Raw genomic sequence first — 21,706 nt, 5'->3', positions numbered from 1 at the left:
GCTCATGCCGCCTGCCGCGGTATGCCGATCACGAAGCAGGCTCCTCCTCCCGGCGCCGTCTCGACGCTGAGGGAGCCGCGATGGGCTTGGACCACGCTGTAGGCAATGGCAAGCCCGAGCCCCGTCCCGGATCCCACCGGCTTCGTCGTGAAGAACGGCTCGAAGATCTTCTCCTGAAGGTCATCCGGAATGCCGGGCCCCGTGTCGCAAATCCGGATGAGATCGGTATCCTCGGTGCTCTCCGTCCCGATGGTGATGGTGCCGCCCTCCGGCATGGCGTCAGCGGCGTTGCCGAGGATGTTCATGACGACCTGGTTCAGCAAAGCCGGCGTACAGTGAATCTCTGGTCGCCCCTTGAGCTCTCGCTCCACCGCGATGAGGTTGCCGAGCTTGTGCTGGATCAGCGCCAGCACGGTGTCGATCGCTTCGGGCACGTTCACGAGCGTCCGCTCGCCCTCGTCGAGGCGGGAGAACTTGCGTAGGTTGAGGACGAGGTCTTGGATGCGGGTGAGTCCCATCCTCATAGACCCGACTCGATCCCTGGCCTTGGTCAAGGCGCGTTTGGCCGACAAATCATCCGGTGACGGGATCTCTCCGAGCATCCGTTCGACGGTGCCCTGGTGGGCGAGGATGAAGGCGAGAGGGTTATTGATCTCGTGGGCGATGCCGGCGACGAGTTCGCCGAGCGATGCCATCTTGGCGGCCTGAACGAGCTTCGCCTGGGCATCGGTGAGCTTCCGGTTCGCGGTGGCAAGATCGCGGTTGGCCTGCTCCAGCGCACCGGCCAGTGCGGCCCGGGCTTCGGCCGCCTCGGCTTCGGCGCGAGCACGTTCGAGGGCGCGCTCGCGAGCCCCGAACTCGCCAGCAATCCGCCGGTTATCCTCCTCGAGCAGCTTGCGCCGGACAAGGCCACGAACCCGCATCACCAGGATCTCGGCATCGGTTTTCGAGACGACGTCGTCGGCGCCTGCCGCGAAGGCGTCGACGAGGAACGCCTTGGCGGGCGACGTGCCCGCAATGCCGACGAGCTGGAAGGTCGGTGTCCCCACCTCATGCGTCTCGCGCCCGGCGGCCCGACGCCGGTCGATTTCGCGGCAGAGGACCAGGCCGTCGTAGGAGTGACCCATGAGGTCGACGGTCACGCAGTCGAAGGCCGCATCGGGCGCGTCGAGGGCCGCCAGAGCGGCCTCTGGCCCGTCTACTGCCCGCACCTCGTGGCCCTCATGGGCGAGAAGCCCAGCCAGAAAGGTACGGTAGGTGGCGCTCGAATCCACCATCAGCACACGGCCGCGCCGGAAGGCCGAGACGCCGGGACCGTCGCCCGCCTGTTCGCCACCGCGTTCGCGCAAGAGCGCACGGATGCGCAGGATCAGGATGTCGCGATCTGCCGATTTCGCCACATAGGCATCGGCGCCGCTGTCGAGGCCATGGCGCTCGCCGTCGCGGGCGCCGGTGAGCATCAGAAGAGGCAGCGTGCGGGTCCGCAGCGACAGCCGCATCTGCCGGGTGAACTCGTCGCCATTCATGCCGGGCAGATGGAAGTCCGCCACGACGAGGTCGGGCAGCCGCGTGTTCAGATGGTCGAGGGCGGCCTCAGCCGTGCCACAGCGCTCCACCGAGAAACCCTCCGCTTCGAGGAGGAGGCGAAGTTCCAGGGCCTGCGTCTCGGAATCCTCCACCAGGAGGATGCGGGACGGCCGCTTGGTGTCCGGCCTCGGGATGGGTGTGGCGGTCATGAGGCAGTATCGGGCTGGGCCAGACGGATGAGATGGGCGGCGATGCGGTCCAGCGGCAGGACGGCACGGGCGGCCGAAAGACGGATGGCGGCGGCGGGCATGCCGAACACGACCGCGGTGCTCTCGTCCTCGGCGACGGTGGAAGCTCCGGTGCGGTACAGGTCGAGGAGGCCGGCCGCGCCATCCTCTCCCATTCCCGTCAGCAGAAGTCCGATCCCTCGCGGTCCCGCGTGTCGAGCGACGGAGCGGAACAGGACCGTGGCGGCAGGTCTCTGCCCTCCGACCGGAGGCGCATTGGAGACGCGCAACCCGAGGCCCGGTCCGAGTTCGAGATGGCGATCGCCAGGGGCGACATAGACGCGCCCCGGCTCGGCCCGAATCCCGTCCCGCGCCAACGAGACCGGCAGGGGTACGACGCCGTTGAGCCAGGACGCGAAGCCCTCCATGAAGGCCGCACCCATGTGCTGCACGACGAGGACTGGGAGGGGGAAATCAGCGGGGAGCGCGCCGATTACCCGCGCCAGGGCAGGCGGGCCACCGGTGGACGCCGCAATGGCAGCCACGACAGGCCGCTCGCTGGTACGTCCGGAAGGCTCGAATGAGGCGTCCGATCCGGCCACCCTGCGCTTCGACCATTCCGAACCGATCGGCCGACGCCGGATGACCGAGACCTCGGCCATGATCCGGAGCTGAGTGCAGATCTCGGCGGCCACCGCGTCGTAGCCCGCATTGGTGGTCGCCACTGGTTTCTCGACTACCGAGAGCGCGCCTGCCCGCAGAGCATTCATCGAGATGCCCAGGGAGGAATCTTCGACGGAATCCGCGATAACCACGATGGGCGTCGGCCGGTCGGCCATGATTCTGCGCGTCGTTTCCAGGCCGTCGATACCCGGGAGCCTGATATCCATCGAGATGACGTCCGGCCGGGCATCGGAGATGGCCGCCAGAGCGGCCTCGCCCGAAGCCACGGCGGCGACGACCTCCAACCTGGCGTCCCTACCGACGATGTGTGTGAGGAGTTGGCGAACGACGAGGGAATCTTCGACGATCATCACGCGCACCCGCGCCGGACCCTCCAGCATGCCGTCGCTCATAGGAGCTGCCCGATCGTTTCGAGAAGCCGGCCCTGATCGAAGCTCTGCTTGGTCAAGTAGGCGTCCGCCCCGAGGGCGAGCCCGCGGGCGACGTCGTCAGGATCCCCGCGCGATGTCATCAGAATGATCGGCAGGCGCGCAAAGGAAGCCTCTTTACGCAGGGCCTCGAGCAGTCCGAACCCATCGAGGCGCGGCATCTCGACATCCGCGACCACGAGGTCGATCGGCTCGATGCCGGCGCGCATGCGGTCGAGGGCGTCCTGACCATCGACACAGACCACGACGCGATAGCCCGCCGCTTCCAAGATGCCCTTCTCCAAGGTGCGGGTGGTGATCGAATCATCGACGACAAGGATCGTCGAACGTTGCGTCGCAGCGATCGTTCCTTTCGTGGCTGTCTCGACATCTCTGCTGCGCGGGACGGTCGCAGACGGACGCGCATCGGCGGCTCGGCTTACGACCTCGTCGACGTCGAGAACGAGGATCGGCCGATCGCCATCGATGATCGTGCCGGAGAAGAGCCTCATATCCTCGACGACCGGCGGAGCGGGCATCATCAGCAGGGTCCGCACATCGAGGAGGCGATCCACCTCCAGGACGCAGCGGCGGTTGCCACCGCGAAGAAGCACGGCGTTCATGCCGCTCGTTTCGCTTGTTGGCGGCTCTCCCACGACGCCAATGAGGTCGCCGAGGCGAATGATGGGCAGCGAGGTCGACTTCCCGTCTTGGTCAGAAATCCGCAATGTCGGGCGGCCGATCACGCTGGCGACCTCGCCTCGATTCAAGCGAAGGAGCCGCTCGATCGAGCGGCTCGGTAAGGCGTAGGTATCGCCGGCCGCTGCGACCAGCAGGAGGTTGCGCCGCGCAGCCGAGAGCGGAAGGCTCATGGTCAGAGCCGTGCCCCACGGCTCGCGAGGCTGGAGCCTCACCGTTCCGTTCAACCGGCCCACGGTGTCGGAGACCACGGACAGTCCGATTCCCCTGCCCGACAGGGTGTCCACGGATGCGCTCGTCGAGAAGCCCGGCTCGAACACCACGGCGAGGATCGCGTCCGGGTCGGGCGCCGCTCCTTCCATGAGGAGACCGCGCCTGCGCGCCGTGGCTGCGATCGCCGTAAGGTTCGGGCCGGCACCATCATCGGTCACCGCGATGACGAGCCGGCCACCCTGCGCGGCCACTTCGAGGCCTATCGTCAGAGCGGGCGGCTTGCCGAGCCGTGACCGCACCTGAGCCGGCTCGGCGCCATGGCTCAAGGCGTTGCGCAGGGCGTGCAGGACCGGGTCCTTCAGCGCCTGCAGCATGGCCCGGTCCACCGGCAGATCGAGCCCCGACATGTGGACCTCGACCTCGGAGCCCGCATCCCGTGCCATGTCACGCAGAACCCGGGCGAAGCCGCCGAACACCGCCTCGGCGGGGACGAGGGCGAGCCGCTCCGCACCGTCGCGCACGCGCGTCGCCGCGGCGTCAATGGCGGAGGCGACGACGGTTCGCCGACGCGACAATGCCAAAGCGTCTCTGGCGAGCGCCGAGAGATGAGCCTCCAAGGCGCGAAACTCGGCAATGGTCGCGTCCATCTTGCCGTCTCGCGCTTCGTTCTGACCGCCGCGTTTCGAGCGAGTGAGCCTCCCGGTGGTCGCGACCCGCAGGTTCTCGACACGATGGCCGAGTTCGAGAGCGCTCCGCCGGATGCCGGCGAGACCCTCCGCCACCGCGCCCTCGCCGATGAGAGCTGTCGCGAGCTCATGGCTCGCTCGCGACAGGCCTTCGACAGCATCTGCAGGGACGCGGAGGACTGTCGGACCCGTTTCCTGAGATGGTTCAGCCGATGGCTGCACGTCGGGGGGCGGTGAGCTGCGTGCAGGCGCGGCCGGCGGGGCGGTGCGGGGAACGCCGAGGCACAGATCGAGGGCGGCCAGGGCATCCTCCGGCGGGGAGGGCGTGAGGCCGGCCTGAAGGTCCGCGACACAAGCCTCGATCCGGTCGAGGGAAAGGTCGACGGCCGCATGGGCTGGCCGGTCGAGGGCGGCGGAGCCGTCCATGATTCGCTCGAACAGGGTCTCCAGGCGATGCGCCACCGCTTCGACTGCAGGCAGATCCACGGCCCGCGATGCACCCTTGAGGCTGTGCGCGCGGCGGAAGATGTCGTTCCAGTCCGGCGGCCGACCCTCGCTGCCCGCCAGGGCCGCGCGGATCACGTCGAGATGTTCGCGATACTCGATGGCGAAGGCTTCGAGGAGCTGCTGCCGGATATCCACCGCCTGCGGCCGCTCTCAATGCCGGTAGCGTTCGGCCAGCGTCATCAGCGCCTGGGCGAGTTCGGTGAGGTTGGCCGAGGCCGCCTCGACCTCGCGGGTTCCCGCGGCGGTCTGCTGGCTGGCTTGACGGATGTTCTGCAGGGCGCCCATCACCTGCTCGATCCCGAGCTGCTGCTGGTTGGTGGAGGCGACGATCTGCTGGAAGGTCTGGACGTTCTCCTCGACCCGGGCCGTGATCTCTTCGATGGTGCGCTGGGTGGTGTCCGAGCGGATCTTGCCGGCGGCGGCGCGTTTCACCGCTTCCTCCGTGAGCATCACCGAGGTGTTGATTCCACGCTGGATCTCCGAGAGAATCGAACGGACCTGGGCCGTAGCGCCCTTGGCCTGATCGGCGAGAAGCTTCATCTCCGAAGCGACGATGGCAAAGCTGCGTCCGCTCTCGCCTGCCGCCGCCGCCTCGATGGCGGCATTGAGGGCGAGGAGATGGGTCCGCTCCGAGATGTCGTTGACCGTGGTGATGATCTCGCCGATCGCCTGGGTCTTCTCGCTGAGGGACACGATGTTGCCGGCTACGGCCTCGGCCTGCTCGCGGATCGCGTCCATGGCCTTTGCGGTGTCTGCGACGGAGCGCAGGCCCGCCCGCGAAGTCTGCGCCGTGGATTGGGCCGTCGCGATGACCTCGCCGGCGCGCTTGCCGATCTGAGCGCCCGAATGGGTGATTTCGTCGACGGTGGCGGCGGTCTCCTGAACCGCGGCAAATTGCTCCTCGACGCTGGCCGCCTGCTCTTGCGCCGAAGCCCGGATCTGGGCGGCCGCAGCGTTCAGGTCCGATGTCGCTGCCCTGTTCGTCCTGGCGAGGTCGGCGAGGCCAGCCACCATGGCGTTGAGCGTGCTTCCCAGACGGCCGATCTCGTCGCTGCCGGCGCGGGCGAGATTGCCGGTGAGATCCCCCGAGCCGACCCGCTCGACGAACTCCATGATCTCTTCCAGGGGTCGGACCACCCCACGCCGGATCAGTGCCGTGACAATGAGGCTCAGCACAACGCAGGCAGTCATGAACAGGCCGATGGAGAGGCGGCTCAGCTCGTAGATCTCGGTCGACCGCCGCTGGCCGGCGGCGATGCCGTCATCGAGGACGTCCCGCGCCCGTCCGATATTGCGCAGCAGAGCATCCTGAATCTGGTTCACGGTGTCGTTCCGCGCCTCGACCGCGTCCATGTCTCTGGCGCCGATGGCGACGAACTGCGCCTCGCTCGCGGCCTGAAGCTGGCGGAAGCTGGCGAGGGCGACGCCGCCGGTATCACTCAGTTTCTTCCAGATCGCCGACCGCTCGGAGGATGGCGCCGTGGCGGAATAGTCTGTGGTAGTGCGAACGATGTCGTTGAGGATGGCCTCGGCCTCCACCGCGACGCGTCGCCAAGTTTCCGCTGTCCCCGACTGATCCGTCCCGGCCTGGCTCGGCCTGAGGGCAGCGATCACGGCATTGCGCCGGACAAGGCCGAGGTCGCGGGATTTGTTGGCGAGGTCATCGAGCTTGCGGGCGATCGACAGGTCGCGGCCGATAATGGTGTTCGTATTGTCGCGCACGGCGCCGACCTGGCTCAAGGCATAGATGCCGAGGGCGATCATCACCGCGATGATGGCCGCGAAGCCGAGGAGGATGCGTCTTCCGATCGAGATCGCCACGCTCAATGAAGCTCCCTGGATGAGGTCCGGCCGCCTCAGGGGCGGTAGCGTCGCAGCAGGCGCCGCGTGTCGACCAAGACGATGGCCTCGTTCGACGATCCGGTCGCTGCATAGACCGAAACCGCAGCGCTTCCCAGGCCCGTGCCCTCCTTGCCTGGGGGCGGATCGATCGCGTCGACCGGGATCTCCACGACGCCCTCGACGCGATCGACGGCGAGGGCGAACGCGGCTCCAGCCCCCTTGAGCACCACGAAGTGACCGGATGGCTGCTCCGTCTCGTAGCCTTCGACGTGGCGCGCGTGCCCTCCCATCGCGGCAGCCAGGGCAATGACGCTCACGACGCGCCCGGAAAGGCCCGCGAGACCGACGACCGCCGCGCTGGCTCCCGGAACGCGGGTACAATGCCGTGCTGGGATGACTTGGGCGACGCTGTCGAGCGAGAGGCCGTAGCGATCGGGCCCGCAGAGGCAGAGTAGAATCGAGCGGGTGGCCAAAGCTGCCTCGGAGGCTCCCCGCCGGGCCAAGGCCACGGAGCGCTCGTCGAGGAGGGCCTTGATACGGGCGTCCGAATCTCGGGGTGTTTCAGCGACGGGGAGCGGTATGGTCATGAGACTTTGTCCAGAAGCGCATCGCGCGCCAGGGCAGCGCCGACGGCAAGGTCGCCCGCGCGGGTACCATCGCCCTCGGGCAGGGCTTCTTGGGGAGGCAGGAGGCTCGCAATCCGAACGGCATTGTCCAGGATGCGCAGAGCTTCGGCCGCCCGGCCCGTGGAGATCATGAGAAGCCCGAGTTGGTAATGCGCCATGACGAAGTCACGGTCGAGGTAGAGCGCGCCCCGCAGCGCCCGTTCGGCTTCGGCATCGCGCCCCAGGCTCCAGGCGAGGAGGCCGTCATAATAGTGCAGCGGCGCCAAGGTCGGGTCGTCGTCGATCGCCACGCGGACCTCGCGCCACGCCTCGGCGGTCTCTCCGGCATCCGAAAGCATGCGGATCCGGTCGAGAGACGACGTGGCCTGCGGGCCCTCTGCGATTGCGAAGACTGCCGGAGGTGGAGCCAAAGGCGGTCGATGCGCTGGCTCGAACTCAGGTTTCATTTCCGGTTCCAGATCGAGCTCCGGCATCGGCAGCGGCCTCCATTCCGGGCGAGGCGCCCGGATCGGGATGGCGCCGCGCGGGCGGTACGCGACGGTTCCGGGAAGGGTGACCGGGTCGAGGACGTCGGCGAAGCTCGGGTTCGGCTCGGCATGGCCGAGGAGGAGCCAACCATCGAGCTTCAGACGCCAGCCGAAACTGCGAACGAGGCTCAGAACGGTCTCGGCATCGAAATAGATCAGTACGTTGCGGCACAGGATGAGGTCGAAATCGGAGAACCGGGGCAACCCGCCGTCAAGGAGCGCCAGGAGATTCTGGAGCTCGAACCTGACCATTCGACGGAATTGCTGACGCAGGGTGAAGCTGCCCTCGCGGGCGGCGCCCGGAGCCGGAGGGCCGGCGACGAACAGGCGCTGACGCTCGTCCGGCAGCATCGTCCTCAGAGCCCAGCGGCCATATTCCCCGGAGCGACCCACCTCCAGCGCGGCAGCGTCGATATCGGTGCCGGTGATGGAGATATTCCAGCTGGTGAGTTCGGCGCCCAGAAGGTCGTAAAGCAGGACCGCGATAGAGTAGGGCTCGGCACCGGTTGAACAGCCGGCGCTCCAAATTCGAAGCGTCCGGTCTTTCGAACGCGCCGCGATTAGGCCGGGCAGGATCGTTTCGCGCAGGGCCGCGAACTGCTCGGCGTAGCGGAAGAAGAACGTCTCGCCGATGGTGATCTCGGATTCCAGGGCTGCCCATTCCGGCGGACCTGCTTCTCTGTCCTTCAAGCGGGCGAGATAGCCGCCGGAATCCGCCAGCCCGCAGGCTTTGAACCTCCGGTGGAGTCGATCGAAAAGAAGGGAATCCTTGTCGAGGTAGTAATGATGGCCGGTTCGGGCGATCACCAGCGCCTTGAGCGCCGGGTAATCCGGGTCCTCACCGGGACCGGGCCGGATTGGGCGCATCATCAGATCGCCAGCGCGGCGAGACGCTCCGCCTCCAGCCCCGCGAGTGCCGCCACGCGGCTCGTCTCCTCGGCGGTCAGAACCTGGGCCATGGCCAGAACCGGGATGAGGGCGTCATCCCAGGCGATTTCAGCCACGACGCAGCCGTTCAGGGTATGGGCGCTGGAAACCGGGCGAATCGCGTCAGCTGGAACCCGCAGAAGGTCTTCGACGCGGTCGACCAGCAAGGCAGTATCTGAGAATGCCGACAGGATGAGGTGGCGATAAGGGTCGTCGTCCTGTGGCGACGGCGTTTTCGACCGCAATCCGAGCAGCCGGGCGAGATCGATCGCCGCCACCGGCATCCCGCCGAGATCGAGGAAGCCTGCGAGGAGCGGCCCCGACGCCGGCGGCCGATGGAGATGGGGAAGCGGCAGAATCTCGCGTATCTCGGCCTGTGCGAGGGCGCAGCGCGTATCCGCCACCGTGAGGAGGAGATAGGCCGTGGTCGATGAGAGGGCCAGGGAGTGACTCCGGTCGAGGCGGCGCGAGGGGTACGACGGTGAAGACCAAGGCCTGAAATAGGACGGACTTGCCGATGGGAGCAAACGAGAACAGTGATCACCCGATGCGATGCGAGCAATGGCGGCGGTTTCGCCGTTGACCAGCTATGCGCCGTCGGATATTCAGACGCACTAACGTTCGAATCGTCATAGTGGCGATACGGGGACTTTTGGGTTTTCGATGCGCGTCATCCTTATCGTAACGGAAGCGTCACCGACGGGGCGCCCCTGATACCAGGGGTCGCGATCCGGATGGTGGCGCATGCAGGGTCCCTCGGGGCCCTTTTTTATTGCCCGTGACGAGACGAATGACACGCGGTTCAGGCGCGTTTCGAGGAGCAGATACGATGAGCGGCGAGGTCATGACCGGGGCCGAAATGGTCATCCGGGCGTTCCGGGATCAGGGTGTCGACACGCTGTTCGGGTATCCGGGCGGCGCGGTGCTGCCGATCTACGATGCCCTCTTCCATCAGGAAGAGCTCAAGCACATCCTCGTGCGCCACGAGCAGGGCGCGGTCCACGCGGCCGAAGGTTATGCTCGCTCGTCCGGCAAGGTCGGCTGCGTTCTCGTCACGTCCGGGCCCGGCGCCACCAACATCATCACCGGGCTGACCGATGCGATGATGGATTCGATCCCGCTCGTCTGCATCACCGGGCAGGTGCCCACGCACCTCATCGGCACCGACGCCTTCCAGGAATGCGACACGGTCGGCATCACGCGCCACTGCACGAAGCACAATTACCTCGTCAAATCGATCGACGACCTGCCGCGTATCCTGCACGAGGCCTTCTACGTCGCCTCGAACGGCCGTCCCGGCCCCGTCGTCGTCGACCTGCCCAAGGACATCCAGTTTGCCAGCGGACTCTACGAGCGCCCGCCCCAGAACGGCCACAAGACCTACCGCCCTGCCTTCAAGGGCGACGCCCAGGCCATCCAGGCCGCCGTCGAGCTGATGGCCTCCGCACGGCGTCCGATCCTCTATACCGGCGGCGGCGTCATCAATTCCGGCCCGCACGCATCGACGCTGCTGCGCAAGCTCGCGGCCGAGACAGGCTTTCCCGTGACCTCAACCCTGATGGGTCTCGGCGCATTTCCGGCTTCGAACGAACAGTTCCTCGGCATGCTCGGCATGCACGGGACCTACGAGGCCAATCTCGCGATGCATGAATGCGACGTGATGATCTGCGTCGGGGCGCGCTTCGACGACCGCATCACGGGACGCCTCGACGCCTTCGCGCCATTCTCGAAGAAGATCCACATCGACGTCGATGCCTCCTCGATCAACAAGGTCGTCAAGGTCGATGTCGGCATCGTCGGAGATTGCGGCTCGGTGCTCGAGGACATGCTCGCCGCCTGGCGCGCGCTGCCGGCCAAACCCGACAAGGATCGGCTCGAGGGGTGGTTCTCCAAGATCCGCACCTGGAAGGCGCGGGAATGCCTGAACTATTGGCCGTCGGGCACGATCATCAAGCCGCAATACGCCGTTCAGCGCCTCTATGAGGCGACCAAGGACCGCGAGACCTACATCACGACGGAAGTCGGCCAGCACCAGATGTGGGCGGCGCAATACTACAAGTTCGACGAGCCCAACCGCTGGATGACCTCAGGCGGCCTCGGCACGATGGGCTACGGCCTGCCCGCCGCCATCGGCACTCAGCTCGCCCATCCCAATGGCCTCGTCATCGACATCGCCGGCGAAGCCTCCATCCTGATGAACATGCAGGAACTCTCGACGGCTGTTCAGTACCGGCTACCGGTCAAGATCTTCATCCTGAACAACGAGTACATGGGCATGGTTCGCCAGTGGCAGGAACTGCTGCATGGCTCTCGCTACTCGCAGAGCTATTCCGAGAGCCTGCCGGACTTCGTGAAGCTCGCCGAGGCCTACGGCGCCAAGGGCATCCGTTGTGAGAAGCCGGGCGACCTCGATGCGGCGATCCAGGAGATGCTCGATTACGACGGGCCGGTCCTGTTCGACTGCGTCGTCGACAAGAAGGAGAACTGCTTCCCGATGATCCCGTCGGGCAAGGCGCATAACGAGATGCTGCTGTCGGACTACCTCGGCGAGACCGGGGTCGAGCTCGGCGACGTGATCTCCGAAGAAGGCAAGATGCTGGTCTGACGGCCGGCTGAGGAGACACGCCCATGAACGCCATGAACACGCACTACCCCGACGCCGGCAAGGTCGAGGCCATCAACCGGCACACGCTGGCCGTCATCGTCGACAACGAGCCGGGCGTCCTCGCCCGGATCTCCGGCATGTTCTCGGGGAGAGGCTACAACATCGAAAGCCTGACGGTGTCGGAGACCGAGGTGGCGCGCCACTTGTCGCGCATCACCATCGTCACCGCCGGCACCGATGCGGTGATCCAGCAGATCAAGGCGCAGCTCGACCGGCTGGTGCCGGTGCACCGGGTCGTCGACCTGACGCTCCAAGGCAAGGCACTCGAGCGCGAGCTCTGCCTCGTGAAGGTGGCAGGCACCGGCGAGCATCGCACCGAGTCCCTCACCCTTGCCGCCGCCTTCGGCGCCAAGACCCTCGACGCAACCCTGAACTCCTTCGTTTTCGAGGTGACCGGCACGACGGAGGAGATCGACCGCTTCATCGGCCTGATGACGGTGATCGGACTCGTCGAGATCTCCCGCACCGGGATCGCCGCCATGGGACGGGGTGCCGAACCGATGTGAGGCGAAGCTTTCAGCGTCGTTCTACGCTATCACTTCGGTGTCATCTAACCTGTGGAGACCGCCATGGAAGCGAAGGTAGTCCGATGGGGCGACGACCTCGCGGTGAAGCTTTCCTCCGATGAGGTCCGTGCGCTGGGCCTCAGCGAGGGACAGATCGTCGAGGTGACTCCAAAGCGGCGACGCATCACGGCCGAAGAGATGTTCGCAGAGATGCGGCGGCTTGGACCCGCTCATGAGCCGGAAACGATCGATTGGGGGCCAGACCGCGGTTCCGAGATCATTGATGACGATCCGCGATGACGTAGGTGTCGAGCCCGGTGACCTCGTTCTGGTCGAGCTCGGACCCGTGCGCGGCAGCGAGCAGGACGGCCGCCGTCCAGCTCTCGTCGTCTCGGTCCGGAACGTACATCTTCTAACCAGACGCGCTCTCATCTGCCCGATCACGAGCAACATCGATCCTTGGCCGAGCAAGGTCCTGCTGCCGCCAGGACTCGCTGCCAAGGGCGCGGTGCTGACGGATCAACTGCGGGCCATCGATCGCCATGAGCGGATTCTGCGCCGTCTAGGCTCAGTTCCGGACCATGTTCTCACCGAGGCGAAGGATCAGATCGCGGTTCTGCTCGGTCTTCGTAACGATTGACGGGAAGCACAGATCTCCGATGCCGACCACCCTCTACTACGCCCCCGGCGCCTGCTCGCTAGCGTCTCACATCGCCCTCGAAGAGGCGGGCGCTCCCTTCGAGACCGCGCGTCTCAACCTCATGGCCGGTGACCAGCGCAGCCCCGAATATCTTGCCGTCAATGAGCGCGGCCGGGTGCCGGCTCTGGTCGAGGACGGCTGGGTACTCACGGAGAACACCGCCATCCTGCGCCACATCGCCCGTCTCCATCCCACCTTCTGGCCGGAGATTCCGCGCGATCAGGCGATCGCCGACGAGTGGCTGACCTGGATGGCGACGAGCCACCACATCGCCTACGCGCATGTCCGCCGGCCAGAGCGATATACCGCCGACGAGGAGGCCTATCTGGCCATCAGCGCCAAGGGCGCCGACACCTGCGGCGATCTCTTCACGATGACAGAGGTGAAGCTCTCGAACGGCGGCTGGGCCGTGGCGGATCGCTACAGCGTGGTCGATCCCTACCTGCTGCTGTTCTGGACCTGGGGTCGCGGTCCCGCGCTCAAGTTCGACATGCCCGACCGCTTCCCGCATTGGACGGCGCATGCCCGCGCCATGGCGCAGCGGCCTGCGGTGCAGGCGGTCTTCGCGCGGGAAGGCCTGGAACTGCCGGCGTGAAGCAATTCCCCCTTTCGCCGCGGGGATCACCCCGCTAAAAGCCGGCTCTCGCACGGCCGCGCGGATGTCGTTTCAGATGAGGGCGCCGGGGCGCACTCATGTCTATTGGAAGAGAAGGGACCGCCATGCGGGTCTATTACGATCGTGACGCCGACCTCAACCTGATCAAGGGCAAGAAGGTCGTCATCGTCGGCTACGGCAGCCAGGGCCACGCGCACGCACTGAACCTGCGCGATTCGGGCGTGCAGGGCATCGTCATCGCCCTGCGTGAGGGCTCGGCCACCGCCAAGAAGGCGGAGCACGAGGGCTTCACGGTGATGTCCGTCGCCGACGCCGCCAAGCAGGCCGACGTCGTCATGATGCTGACCCCGGACGAGCTGCAGGGCGACATCTACAAGGAGTCCCTGGAGCCGAACATGAAGCAGGGCGCCGCCCTCCTGTTCGCCCACGGCCTCAACGTCCACTTCAACCTGATCGAGCCGCGCAAGGATCTCGACGTCCTCATGGTCGCCCCGAAGGGCCCCGGCCACACCGTGCGCGGCGAGTACCTCAAGGGCGGCGGCGTGCCGACCCTGATCGCCATCGCCCAGGACGCCTCGGGCAACGCCCATGACCTCGGACTGTCCTACGCCTCGGCCAATGGCGGCGGCCGCGCCGGCATCATCGAGACCACCTTCAAGGAAGAGTGCGAGACCGACCTGTTCGGCGAGCAGGCCGTGCTCTGCGGCGGCCTCGTCGAGCTGATCAAAGCCGGCTTCGAGACCCTGGTGGAGGCGGGCTATGCCCCCGAGATGGCCTATTTCGAGTGCCTTCACGAGGTGAAGCTCATCGTCGACCTCATCTACGAGGGCGGCATCGCCAACATGAACTACTCGATCTCGAACACCGCCGAATACGGCGAGTACGTCACCGGCCCGCGCATCGTGACCCCCGAGACCAAGGCCGAGATGAAGCGCGTCCTCACGGATATCCAGTCGGGCATCTTCACCCGCAACTGGATGCTGGAGAACAAGGTCGGCCAGACCTCGTTCAAGGCCACCCGCGCCAAGCTCGCCGCCCACCCCATCGAGGAGGTCGGCGCTCGCCTGCGCGGCATGATGCCGTGGATCGGCGAGAAGGCTCTGGTGGACAAGACCCGGAACTGAGGACGTCGGAGCGGCGACAGCCGAGGTTTTTTCAGTTGGGCCAGGCTCCGATGGAGCCTGGCCCTTCTTTTGCCGCGGCATCCTGAGACGAGTGTGCGACCTCGTGTTTCCTCCCGAACCTTAGCGTGATCGGGATGAACCTCTTCCATCGGATCGTCCCATGAGGTTCGCCGTGATCTCCCAGACCCGCCCATCCCGTTCGAGGATCGCGAAGCCATCCTCTCTGCCGACCATCGGGCGTGAAGCCGTTGGCTGATCCCGCCGTTACCGTCGCGATCGTCGGCGCGGGTTTCGGCGGGCTCTGTCTCGCCATGAAGTTGAAGGCCGCGGGCATTCACGACTTCGTGGTGATCGACAAGAACCCGGAGGTCGGTGGCACCTGGTTCGAAAATGCCTATCCGGGCGCAGCCTGCGACATCGATTCGTACCTCTATTCCTACTCGTTCCTTCCGACGCCAGCGTGGACTCGCAAATTCGCTGGCCAGGCCGAGATCCAACGCTACCTCGCCGCATGCGCGCGCGATCAGGGCCTGTTGTCCCATGTGAGATTCGGGACCGAGATCGTGAGCGCCGTCTTCGATGCGACGGCAGGGCGATGGCGGCTCTCGACGGGCGAGGGCGAAATCATCGAGGCGCGAATCCTGGCTCCAGCCTGCGGTCAGCTCAATCGTCCATCGATGCCGGCGATCCCCGGTCTCGAACGCTTTGCGGGTCCCTGCTTCCACTCCGCGCGCTGGGACGCCGCCTTCGATCCGAGCGGCAAGACCGTTGCGGTCATCGGGACGGGGGCGAGCGCAGTTCAGATCGTACCGTCTATCGTTCCGGCAGTGGAGCGGCTGATCCTGTTCCAGCGCTCGGGGGCCTGGGTTCTCCCAAAGGGCGATCGTCCTTTTACGCGGCTGGAACGCAGGCTTCTGTCGGCCGTGCCTTCGCTGGCGCGCCTCTACCGGACGGCGATCGGCGCGAAGAACGAGATGCGCGGGGTCGCCTTCGTCCGCTTCCCGTGGATGCTGGCGCCCATGGCGTGGCGCGTGCGACGGCGGATCCGGCGCGGCGTGCGTTCGCCTGAAAAACGTTCGGCGCTAGTCCCGACCTATCGGCTCGGCTGCAAGCGTGTCCTGATTTCCGACGACTGGTATCCCGCCCTCGACCAGGACAAGGTCGAGATCGTCACTCAGGCGATCACTGCGGTCGTGGCGGATGGGGTCGTGACGGCCGAAGGGTTCCTGCACAAAGCCGACGCGCTCGTGCTCGCGACCGGCTTTGCCGCCGCCAACCCCTTGGCGGCACTCCATATCGTCGGGCCAGATGGACGTGCGCTGAACGAGGCCTGGGGGAAGGGTGCCTTCGCCTATCTCGGCATGAGCGTTCCGGGCTTTCCCAACCTGTTCATCCTCTACGGCCCGAACACCAATCTCAGCCACGATTCCATCGTAAAGATGCTGGAGGCGCAGGCGGACTACGTCGTCGAAGGCATCAAGCTACTTGAGGAGCATCGGCTGCGTACCCTCAGCGTCAAGCCGGCAGCGGCGACTGCCTTCGACCAGTGGTTGAGGGTTCATTTGAAGGAAACGGTTTGGAACGTGTCCTGCCCCTCCTGGTACAAGACGACCGACGGCCGCATCACCAACAATTGGCCAGGACTCGTAAGCCGATTCCGGGCTATGACGCGTCGCTTCAAACGCGATGATTACGACTTTCAGTCATGAGTTCGTTCTGGCCGGCGGGTCGGGATCTCCGCGTGATGTCGAGAGCCGGGTCCGTCGATCGATCTTCCGAGCGGAGCGAAGGGCCGTTGATGCTTGAAGCGCCTTCGAACCGCGATCCTGGACTCGCGGCATGACCGGTTTGGGACGACATTCGGCAGCATCGGCGCCGAGGACGGCGCTGGTGACAGGCGCGGGTTCGGGCATCGGCCGTGCCTTGGCTTGTGAACTCGGGCGACGCGGCTTCCTCGTCACCGCAACGGATATCGACGGCTCGAGCGCCGAGGCGACCGCCGCCCTGATCGGGCCCTTCAGCCGCCACGCCAGCCTCGACGTGCGCGATGCCGAGGCTGTCGCGGCCTGTGTCCGACACATCGTCGAGGAGTCCGGGCACCTCGACATGCTGGTCAACAACGCCGGCATCCCGATCAGTGGCGAGGTACAGGATCTCACGCTGGCTCACTGGGACCGCATCATCGACATCAACCTGCGCGGCGTCGTCCACGGCGTCGCTGCCGCCTATCCGGCCATGCAGCGTCGGGGCAGCGGCACTATCGTCAACGTTTCGTCGATCGCCGGCCTCTCTCTCGGCCCGCTCGGCACGCCCTACGCGGCCACGAAGCACGCGGTTGTCGGGCTGTCGCTCAGCCTGCGCGCTGAGGCTGTTGCCTATGGCGTCAATGTCAGCGTCCTCTGCCCCGGTGCCGTCGAGACCCCGATCCTCGACCGGGACAATCCGTCCGACCTGCCGTCGGTGCCGTGGCGGCCAGATAATCGCTCGTACCTGACACGCCTCTGCGGTGCGCCGATGCCGGTCGATGTCTTCGCGCGGCAGGCCCTCGATGCGGTCGAGCGAGGGGAGGGTGTTGTCGTCAGGCCGTTCCTGGCCCGGGTGGCATGGTGGACGCAACGTTTCATGCCCGTCCTCGCCAGGATGCGAGTCCGCATGGTGCTCGCCGAACAACGCGCGGCGGCCGCGAATGGTACATCCGGCCCACCCCCGACCGCTCTCCGAGCGACCCGAAGCGATCCCCCGCGCGAAAGCCGGCTCATCCCGCCTCCCGAGGGAACCAACGATCTGACCGGTGTCGGCCGGCAGGCGGTCGGATAAGACGCGACGCGCGCCGGAACACAGCCATTGGCAAGTCTGCGGGCCCACTTCCTCCATGCCCTCCTGCATCGCACGGTGAAGGATCACTTCGGACGAGCGAAGGACGCACGGCGGTTCCGGAAGATCTTCGACAAGATTTTCGACCGGCCCCTCCTGCGGGCGCGCAGGGGCGTCCATTACGCTCCCTGCTTGAGCGGAAATGTCGCTTGCGAACGGGTACAGGCCCGGCCGGGAGACCGCCCGCGGCTGTTCTACCTGCACGGCGGCGGCTTCGTGGCGATGTCGAGCCGCATCTACCGGCCGCTCACAGGAGCCTTCGCACTGCGCGGTTTCGACGTGCTGACAGTCGATTACCGGCTGGCGCCAGAACACCCGTTCCCCGCAGCCCTCGACGACGCCATTGCCGCCTGGCTCGATTTCTCGCGTGAAGGACCTGCCGCCATTGCTGGAGATTCCGCCGGAGGCAACCTGGCGCTGGCACTGATGATGAGGGCACGGGACGAAGGCTTCACACCGCCCATCGCCGCAGTTCTGTTCTCGCCGGTCACGGATCTCATCGGTACCGGACCCTCGTATACGGAGAATGCCGAACGCGATGCGATATTCGGAGGGCACGCGCTTGAGCGGCTAGCCGAATGCTATCTCGGTGAGGCTGACCCGGCTCATCCATATGCCTCGCCTCTTGCAGGCGAGATGCGTGACCTGCCGCCGATGCTGATCCATGTCGGCGCCCGCGAGGTCCTGCGCGACGATGCGGTGCGTCTCGCGGGAAAGATCCAGGCCGCGGGTGGCGACGCGGAATTGAAGCTGTGGAAGGTGGTCCCCCATGGCTGGCAGTTCGCCGATCCGCTCCTGCCGGAGGCGCGGCGCTCCCTCAACGAGGCAGCGCACTTTCTGAAAGCGCATCGGCCGTAAAGATCGAGGCTCGGCTTTCCCTTCAGCCGGGATTTCGGGCACAAGCGGAGCAGGACAGGCGGCCCATTCCAGCGAGGCCGCCGCCCTCAAAAGCCATCAAGGGAGGATGTCATGGCGTCGCTTTACTACGATGCGCACCGCGCGCTTCAGGAAGAGTTCAACACCGTCAAGCTTGCCGAACGCCTCGACACCGGCTGGGTTCAGGACCGGATCGGCGAGAACGAGGCGGCCTTCATCGGCAGCCGCGACATGTTCTTCCTCTCCACCGTCGACCCGGACGGGATGCCCACCGTCTCCTACAAGGGTGGAAGCCCCGGCTTCGTGAAGGTCGTCGACGGCAACACGCTCGTGTTCCCGGGCCTCGACGGCAACGGAATGTTCTACTCGATGGGTAACATCGAGGGGCAATCGAAGGTCGGGCTCCTCTTCATCGATTTCGAGACGCCGCACCGCGTCCGCGTCCAGGGCCACGCCCGGATGCTCCGCGACGATCCCCTGATGGCGGAGTTCACCGAGGCGAAGTACCTCGTACGGATCGAGGTGACGAAGGCCTGGGTCAACTGCCCGCGCTACATCCACAAGTACAAGAAGCTCGAGCAGAACCGCTACGTGCCGGTCCCCGAGAAGGAGACGCCGCTCGCGCTCTGGAAGCGCCTCGACATGGTCGGGGACGTGATCTCCGAGGAGGACAAGGCCCGCGTCGCCCGCGAGGGCCGGATCGAGCTGCCCGAATACGAGGCCCGCGTCGCGCGCGGCGAGAGCTGAGGCCTCAGCAGCCGAGTTGGGCGGCGAGATCGGCGAGGTCCGCGGCGGCATAGGTCGTCGGCACGCTTGGCCGCCTCTCGCCGCCGCCCGGCCCGTTCTCCAGCGGACGGGCGATATGGGCGGTGGGTAGGCCGAGCTGGCCCGCCGCCGCAAGGTCGCTCGAATGGGCGGCGACCATCAGGGTCTCGTCCGGCCTCAGTCTGAAGGCCGCGACGGCATCGAGGTAGAGCGCGGGCTTCGGCTTGTAGTCGCGAGAGAACCCGCCGCCGAAGACCGCATCGAAGTGCCAGCCATTGCGGCGCGCCAGCGCGACGGCGAGCCCCACATGGGCGTTCGAGAGCGGTGCCAGCAGGTAGCGTGAGCGCAGGCGGGCGAGGGCCTCTCCCACCTCGGGCCAGCCATCGAGCCGGTGCCAGGCAAGAACGAGTTCCGCCCTCGTCTGGGGATCAACGCCCGCAACGCCGAACTCGGCCATCACCTCGTCCAGACTGTCGGCATGGATCGCGTCGAGATCGACGTAGGCACGTTGCCCCGAGCGGATAGGCTCCAGCGAGGGCTGGTAGCGGCGCCGCCAGGCATCCGCGAAGGCGCCTGCATCGATCCCCGGTCCGAGGATGCGCGCCGCTTCCCGCGCAACGCCGGATCGCCAGTCGACCAGCGTACCGAAGACGTCGAAGACGAGGGCCGCGATCGCCATGATCAGACGCCGCGCAGGCGCGGCCCGCGCCGGACGAAGCCGACGATATCCTTGACCGCGTCGAGGGTCGGAGTGGCGATAGCCTCGGCCCGCTCGGCGCCGTCGGCGAGGACCGCGTCGATATGCTCTGGTTCGGCCACGAGCCGCTTCATCTCGGCGCCGAGCGGCGCGAGGGTCTCGACGGCGAGTTCGACGAGGGCGCCCTTGAACGCCGAGAACTGCCCGCCGCCGAAATCGGCCAGCACGGCCTCGCGGGTCGTCCCCTTCAATGCCGCGAAAATGCCGACGAGGTTGTCGGCTTCCGGCCGCCCGGCGAGGCCCGCCACCTCGGAGGGCAGGGGCTCGGGGTCCGTCTTGGCCTTGCGTACCTTGTTGGCGATGGAATCGGCATCGTCGGTGAGATTGATGCGCGAATTGTCGGAGGGGTCGGATTTCGACATCTTCTTGGTGCCGTCGCGCAGGGACATCACCCGGGCCGCCGGGCCGCCGATCAGCGGCTCGGTAACGGGGAAGAACGCCTCGCCATGGCCATGCGCCGCGATCGACTGCGAGAAGTCGTTGTTGAACTTCTGGGCGATGTCTCGGGTCAGTTCGAGGTGCTGCTTCTGGTCCTCGCCGACCGGGACATGGGTGGCGCGATAGGCCAGGATGTCGGCCGCCATCAGGACCGGATAGGCGTAGAGGCCGATCGAAGCGTTCTCGCGGTCCTTGCCGGCCTTGTCCTTGAACTGGGTCATGCGGTTGAGCCAGCCGAGGCGGGCGACGCAGTTGAAGATCCAGGCGAGCTCGGCATGGGCCGGCACCTGGCTCTGGTTGAACACGATCGACCGCTCCGGGTCGATGCCGGCCGCGAGGAAGGCGGCGGTGACCTCGCGGATCTGCGTCTTCAGCTCGGCCGGATCCTGCCAGAGCGTGATCGCGTGCAGATCGACGACGCAGTAGAGGCACTGCGCCTCGCGGGCCTGCATCTCCACGAACCGCTTCACGGCGCCGAGATAATTGCCGAGATGCAGGTTCCCGGTCGGCTGCACGCCGGAGAAGACCAGATCGTTGAACGCGGCCATCGCGCGTGTCCCCGTGCGTTCGTGAGGCGAGAAAGCAAGCCGCGCGGCTGTCCTTTCCGGACGCGGCGCGGGCGCAGGTTTCTGGACCGGTCGTCAGGGAGGGTCAAGGTAAAGCCGCCAATGCGCCGAACCCCCGCATTGCGATTGCACTGCACCCTGCGCTATGGGCGGCGCATGTGGACGCGCCTTGCTCATCCCGGCCATTTCCTTCGCTGGACCGCCCCGCTGATGCCCTGGCTCGCGGGGCTCTCGGGGCTTCTCCTGGCCGCCGGCCTTTATCTCACCTGGTTCGTGGTGCCGCCCGACTACCAGCAGGGCGAGACCGTCAGGATCATGTACATCCACGTTCCGGCGGCCTGGCTCGGTGTGTTCTTCTACGGGTCGATGTCGCTGTCGGCGATCGGCACCCTAGTCTGGCGCCATCCCCTCGCCGACGTCGCCCAGCGCGCGGCAGCGCCGATCGGCGCCGCCTTCACGATCATCTGCCTCGTCACCGGCTCGCTCTGGGGCAAGCCGATGTGGGGCACCTACTGGGTCTGGGACGCGCGCCTTACCTCGATGCTTGTCCTGTTCCTCATCTATTGCGGCATCATCGCCCTGTGGCGGACGATCGAGGATCCGAACCGGGCGGCCCGCGCCATCGCGATCCTCACCCTCGTCGGGGCCGTGAACCTACCGATCATCAAGTTCTCGGTGAACTGGTGGTCGACCCTCCATCAGCCGGCCTCGATCCTGCGGATGGGCGGGTCCTCGATCGATCCGAGCATGCTCTATCCGCTGCTCCTGATGATCCTCGCCTTCACACTCCTCGGCATCACCCTGCACCTCTACGCCATGCGCACCGAGATCCTGCGCCGACGGGTGAGGGTGCTGACCATCCGCGAGGCCGAGCGCCTCGATGCCGGCAGCGTCGGACGCGGCGCCGTCCCGCCCGGCGGCCCGGCGATGCAGGGCCTGTGACGGCG

Annotated in this window: 20 protein-coding genes; 11 read left to right on the top strand and 9 right to left on the bottom strand. The window is 66.5% G+C overall.

The window, feature by feature from the left end; genetic code table 11:
• Nucleotides 1–2: 2 nt before the first annotated feature.
• The 7 genes from K2Y56_RS03570 to K2Y56_RS03540 are packed head-to-tail and all read right to left on the bottom strand — an operon-like array spanning nucleotide 3 to nucleotide 9,399.
• A complete protein-coding gene (locus K2Y56_RS03570) occupies nucleotides 3–1,736 on the bottom strand; it encodes a response regulator (protein WP_292505132.1) in 1,734 nt (577 codons plus the stop codon).
• Nucleotides 1,733–2,818: a chemotaxis-specific protein-glutamate methyltransferase CheB gene (gene cheB, locus K2Y56_RS03565; protein ID WP_292505258.1), complete on the bottom strand. Its 1,086-nt coding sequence runs from the start codon at nucleotides 2,816–2,818 to the stop codon at nucleotides 1,733–1,735. The genes K2Y56_RS03570 and cheB overlap by 4 nt, the downstream gene beginning before the upstream one ends.
• An 8-nt stretch (nucleotides 2,819–2,826) precedes the next feature.
• Nucleotides 2,827–5,085, bottom strand: coding sequence for a response regulator (locus K2Y56_RS03560; RefSeq protein ID WP_292505129.1), 2,259 nt, complete (start codon nucleotides 5,083–5,085; stop codon nucleotides 2,827–2,829).
• A 15-nt stretch (nucleotides 5,086–5,100) separates the two neighbouring features.
• Nucleotides 5,101–6,771, bottom strand: coding sequence for a methyl-accepting chemotaxis protein (locus K2Y56_RS03555; protein ID WP_292505128.1), 1,671 nt, complete (start codon nucleotides 6,769–6,771; stop codon nucleotides 5,101–5,103).
• 35 nt (nucleotides 6,772–6,806) lie between these two features.
• The gene (locus tag K2Y56_RS03550; RefSeq protein ID WP_292505124.1) at nucleotides 6,807–7,379 is read right to left on the bottom strand and encodes a chemotaxis protein CheW; all 573 of its coding nucleotides are present in this window, start codon (nucleotides 7,377–7,379) and stop codon (nucleotides 6,807–6,809) included.
• Complete coding sequence (locus K2Y56_RS03545; RefSeq protein WP_292505121.1) at nucleotides 7,376–8,815, bottom strand: CheR family methyltransferase; 1,440 nt, start codon at nucleotides 8,813–8,815, stop codon at nucleotides 7,376–7,378. Before K2Y56_RS03545 ends, K2Y56_RS03550 begins: the two co-directional genes overlap by 4 nt.
• Nucleotides 8,815–9,399 carry a chemotaxis protein CheW gene (locus K2Y56_RS03540; protein ID WP_366848178.1) on the bottom strand — a complete coding sequence of 195 codons (585 nt, stop codon included), beginning with the start codon at nucleotides 9,397–9,399 and terminating at the stop codon, nucleotides 8,815–8,817. Before K2Y56_RS03540 ends, K2Y56_RS03545 begins: the two co-directional genes overlap by 1 nt.
• Nucleotides 9,400–9,701: 302 nt before the next feature.
• On the opposite strand from K2Y56_RS03540, the gene K2Y56_RS03535 reads away from it, so the two are divergent.
• The 10 genes from K2Y56_RS03535 to K2Y56_RS03490 all read left to right on the top strand — a co-directional run bounded on the left by K2Y56_RS03535 (nucleotide 9,702) and on the right by K2Y56_RS03490 (nucleotide 18,980).
• Nucleotides 9,702–11,477 carry an acetolactate synthase 3 large subunit gene (locus K2Y56_RS03535; protein WP_292505118.1) on the top strand — a complete coding sequence of 592 codons (1,776 nt, stop codon included), beginning with the start codon at nucleotides 9,702–9,704 and terminating at the stop codon, nucleotides 11,475–11,477.
• 23 nt (nucleotides 11,478–11,500) lie between these two features.
• Nucleotides 11,501–12,043: an acetolactate synthase small subunit gene (ilvN, locus tag K2Y56_RS03530; RefSeq protein ID WP_292505115.1), complete on the top strand. Its 543-nt coding sequence runs from the start codon at nucleotides 11,501–11,503 to the stop codon at nucleotides 12,041–12,043.
• A gap of 63 nt (nucleotides 12,044–12,106) precedes the next feature.
• Entirely contained in the window at nucleotides 12,107–12,343 is a 237-nt protein-coding gene (locus tag K2Y56_RS03525; protein ID WP_292505112.1) for a MazF family transcriptional regulator, read from the top strand.
• Complete coding sequence (locus tag K2Y56_RS03520; protein ID WP_292505109.1) at nucleotides 12,327–12,683, top strand: type II toxin-antitoxin system PemK/MazF family toxin; 357 nt, start codon at nucleotides 12,327–12,329, stop codon at nucleotides 12,681–12,683. The genes K2Y56_RS03525 and K2Y56_RS03520 overlap by 17 nt, the downstream gene beginning before the upstream one ends.
• 19 nt (nucleotides 12,684–12,702) lie before the next feature.
• Nucleotides 12,703–13,338, top strand: coding sequence for a glutathione S-transferase family protein (locus K2Y56_RS03515; RefSeq protein ID WP_292505106.1), 636 nt, complete (start codon nucleotides 12,703–12,705; stop codon nucleotides 13,336–13,338).
• Nucleotides 13,339–13,463: 125 nt separating this feature from the next.
• Nucleotides 13,464–14,483, top strand: a complete 1,020-nt coding sequence (ilvC, locus tag K2Y56_RS03510) for a ketol-acid reductoisomerase (RefSeq protein ID WP_292505103.1) — start codon at nucleotides 13,464–13,466, stop codon at nucleotides 14,481–14,483.
• Nucleotides 14,484–14,722: 239 nt separating this feature from the next.
• A complete protein-coding gene (locus K2Y56_RS03505) occupies nucleotides 14,723–16,192 on the top strand; it encodes an NAD(P)/FAD-dependent oxidoreductase (protein ID WP_292505100.1) in 1,470 nt (489 codons plus the stop codon).
• Nucleotides 16,193–16,373: 181 nt separating this feature from the next.
• Nucleotides 16,374–17,300 (top strand): SDR family oxidoreductase, encoded by a 927-nt coding sequence (locus tag K2Y56_RS03500; protein ID WP_292505098.1) that lies wholly within the window; start codon nucleotides 16,374–16,376, stop codon nucleotides 17,298–17,300.
• Between the two features lie 27 nt (nucleotides 17,301–17,327).
• Nucleotides 17,328–18,215, top strand: coding sequence for an alpha/beta hydrolase (locus K2Y56_RS03495; RefSeq protein WP_292505095.1), 888 nt, complete (start codon nucleotides 17,328–17,330; stop codon nucleotides 18,213–18,215).
• A 111-nt stretch (nucleotides 18,216–18,326) separates the two neighbouring features.
• On the top strand, nucleotides 18,327–18,980 hold the full coding sequence (locus tag K2Y56_RS03490) for a pyridoxamine 5'-phosphate oxidase family protein (protein WP_292505092.1): 654 nt from the start codon (nucleotides 18,327–18,329) through the stop codon (nucleotides 18,978–18,980).
• 4 nt (nucleotides 18,981–18,984) lie between these two features.
• Here K2Y56_RS03490 and K2Y56_RS03485 read toward each other — a convergent pair whose 3' ends face one another.
• Both K2Y56_RS03485 and trpS read right to left on the bottom strand, forming a co-directional pair.
• Nucleotides 18,985–19,677 (bottom strand): haloacid dehalogenase type II, encoded by a 693-nt coding sequence (locus tag K2Y56_RS03485; protein ID WP_292505089.1) that lies wholly within the window; start codon nucleotides 19,675–19,677, stop codon nucleotides 18,985–18,987.
• A 2-nt stretch (nucleotides 19,678–19,679) separates the two neighbouring features.
• Nucleotides 19,680–20,741: a tryptophan--tRNA ligase gene (gene trpS, locus K2Y56_RS03480; protein WP_292505086.1), complete on the bottom strand. Its 1,062-nt coding sequence runs from the start codon at nucleotides 20,739–20,741 to the stop codon at nucleotides 19,680–19,682.
• Nucleotides 20,742–20,915: 174 nt separating this feature from the next.
• Between trpS and K2Y56_RS03475 the strand changes: the two genes are divergently transcribed.
• The gene (locus K2Y56_RS03475; RefSeq protein ID WP_292505254.1) at nucleotides 20,916–21,701 is read left to right on the top strand and encodes a heme ABC transporter permease; all 786 of its coding nucleotides are present in this window, start codon (nucleotides 20,916–20,918) and stop codon (nucleotides 21,699–21,701) included.
• Nucleotides 21,702–21,706 lie beyond the last annotated feature (5 nt).

The organism is Methylobacterium sp., from assembly GCF_019745455.1.
Lineage (GTDB): Bacteria > Pseudomonadota > Alphaproteobacteria > Rhizobiales > Beijerinckiaceae > Methylobacterium.
This window is presented reverse-complemented; position numbering and strand designations above follow the sequence as displayed.